Raw genomic sequence first — 2,865 nt, forward strand, 5'->3', positions numbered from 1 at the left:
ACCTGATGGTCCTGACAAGGGCACCATGGTTGTCACCGTTGAGCCGCCTGACCAAGATCCCCAGATAATCACTGTCATCGTGGAGTATGAGGACTCAACCTGGAAGATCACCGAGATAGTCCCAGACGAACCTCCGGCCTCCCCAAGCGACCCACCTGAGACCCTACCGACGGACGAGGAAGTACTTGCAAGACTGAAAGAAGCAAAGGGCATTCCCGACAAATGGGTGTGTGGAGACTTTGACGTGGATTATGAGGACACAGCTACACTCGACGACTGGGTTGTTTACCGCGTCAAAGACGACAGAATCAAGACGCTGGCTGACTTCCAAGATCTTGCCAAACCGTACTTTAGCGAACGAGGCATTGCAAGCATGGTCAGGGTCTTCGTGCTGACTGATATTGACGGAAGACTCTACACCGGAACCGATCCAAATGGATGTGAAGGAGGACCAGTAGACGAGCAGTTCACTGTCCAAAAACACAGCGACAACCGCTTCGACATCACAATTGTCTCTACCTTCGACGGTGGCGGCGAACCGTGGGCTGAGACGACTCATGTGTGTTATCTTTGGGAGAACGGCATGTGGGTGTTCGATGATGCTTGCGATCTAGCGGTGGATATCGTGGGCACAACGTGGACGAATGATTCGACTGAGTGGGCTTCGGACTATGAACTGAATTTCGGCACTGATGGCTTGGTGACTCGCGTAGGCTATCGCAACAGAGACACAGGGAAATACCGGGTCATTGACCAGAGCAAGATTATCGCTTCGTATGACGACAACTATTGGGATAGCCCCGGAGAAGGCTTTGTGAATTCCGGGTCCAGGTATGAAGAAACCTACATCTATGGTGCGGCCAACAACACACTCTCAGCCACAACTTCGGGTGATGACAATTCAAATGCACCGGACTCAATCTGGTATGGGTTTCCGGGTATCACTCACTACTTCTGGTGGTAGTGATGGATTGGTGGTCGGCGGCTCGTGGCCACCGAACGGCTCAACGAGTTCTTTCTGTTATTTTCGATCCTGCAGCACCGCACAGCCCGCAGTCGTCGGCTTTCGCCGCAGGGCCTCTCTCCAGCCGCTTTCATGTGGACAACTAGGGAGCTGGCCAGGTTATTCGGCGAGCTTCCATTGCATGCCCGCCCATGCGATCCGCGCCTTTGCAGATCCATCAAGACGGCGCCATGCACTGGCAGCGTGGAACCGTCTCTCACCACTGGCGGCTCGCGTCAGCCTCCCTCGCTGGGGGAGACACTTCATGTGGCAATACCGGTCTCCGGCTCAACTACAGGGTCGAACCGAGTGGCGACCGCCGATGACCAAGCCGATGTCCCGGTGAACTGGAATCACACAGTAGTCACCCTGGCGACCGGCTGGCCGATCAACAAATCCTCATCTAGTGATTGCGCCCGAGCGGCGTGTTTGGACCTGGGTCCGATACCCCTAAACAAGAACGGTTCGGTAAGTGGCATTTGGGCTACGGTATTGCATATGCAGTGCTCTGCCGTTGGCGTTGGGTCGCCGCTTGGCGCGGACTAGCCGTGAGTTGCCGAAACGAGGATTGTCGTGAAAACTACCAGGACCCTTCTTCTGGCCGTCATGGCTTTGGCACTTCTGCTGCCTATGGCGGCCTGCGGCAGCAATGCTCCGTCGCTTGAGAAACAGGCCAACCAGGTAGCTGCCGCCCTTGAAGGACTCGCTACTGACCCTGTGGCCCTTGTTTCGAGCAAGGCTAGTGCTGAGGCGCGTAAGCAGGTTGCGCAGCTGTTTGTGCCTGGCTCGAAGGTGAGTCCGGACGTGAGGTCGTGGGCGCCTGATGGTCCCGACAGAGGCACCATGGTTGTCACTGTCGAAGCGCCTGACCAAGATCCACAGACGATTATTGTCATCGTGATTCTTGAGGATTCGGCTTGGAAGATCACCGAGATTGTCCCAGAAGAGCCTCCGGCTTCCCCAGGTGACCCACCCAAGACCGGGCTTGTGATCAAACCCACAGTATTCGAGTCGATCGGTCAACCGCCGGAAGTCGTAGAGGAGAAGGCAGGCAGATTCAGGGAGGTCCAGGTCCGGGAGGGATATATTTTCGTCTTCGGGGACTACATGTTTAGGTTTTCGGATTCCACAGGAGTTGGGGACTTGGGAGATCCATCGGGTCTTCGACCTGATGGGGTTTGCATTGCTTTTCAGGGCGAGCTGCAGCAGATTGTCGACAGCCCATCGGGCACGGTAAGCATCACCGATTTGGATGCACTGTTCGGGCAGGCGTGGGAGTGGATTGAACCGGAAGAAGAAGATACTCAAACCGGTTGGGGGTACGGCGCCTTCGAATACAGATATGAGGGCAACGCAATTGTGATTGGCTTTTCTGAGGGAAGCGATGGCGAGCATTTCGAGCCCACAGACCCGGTCCTGGTGAGGATAATCTGGGAAGCGGACGTGGACTAGTGGTGCCGAGTTTGACAGCGATGGGCGGGCGTTCGACCATCAAGTTGCACCTTGGCTGGATCCGGCCCTTGTGCCAGAGCTCCGGGACCCGGCTGCGGCACAGCAATTCACCGGATAGGAGAAGAACCAGCATGAGACCTAGACCTGCCAGAATTACCTTTGCGTGTGCGACAACACTGGCCCTGGTGTTGTGTTTGGTGGCCTGTGGCGGCAATGGTCCGTCGGGCCAGGCAAACGAGGTGGCTGCCGCCCTTGAAGGACTCGCAACCGACCCTGTGGCGCTTGTCTCGAGCAAGGCCAGTGCCGAGGCGCGTGACCAGGTCGCGCAGCTGTTTGTACCTGGCTCGAAGGTGAGCCCGGACGTGGGGTCGTGGGCACCTGATGGTCCTGACAAGGGCACCATGGTTGTC

General features: G+C 56.7%; 3 protein-coding genes. All 3 read left to right on the plus strand.

Going from position 1 to position 2,865, the window contains the following annotated elements; genetic code table 11:
- Positions 1-964 (plus strand): hypothetical protein (locus tag FWD29_10150; GenBank protein MCL2804290.1); only part of this gene is annotated, 964 nt, incomplete at its 5' end.
- Between the two features lie 612 nt (positions 965-1,576).
- Positions 1,577-2,455 (plus strand): hypothetical protein, encoded by an 879-nt coding sequence (locus tag FWD29_10155; GenBank protein ID MCL2804291.1) that lies wholly within the window; start codon positions 1,577-1,579, stop codon positions 2,453-2,455.
- Between the two features lie 131 nt (positions 2,456-2,586).
- Positions 2,587-2,865 (plus strand): hypothetical protein (locus FWD29_10160; protein ID MCL2804292.1); only part of this gene is annotated, 279 nt, incomplete at its 3' end.

Source organism: Micrococcales bacterium, assembly GCA_009784895.1.
Taxonomy (GTDB): domain Bacteria; phylum Actinomycetota; class Actinomycetes; order Actinomycetales; family WQXJ01; genus WQXJ01.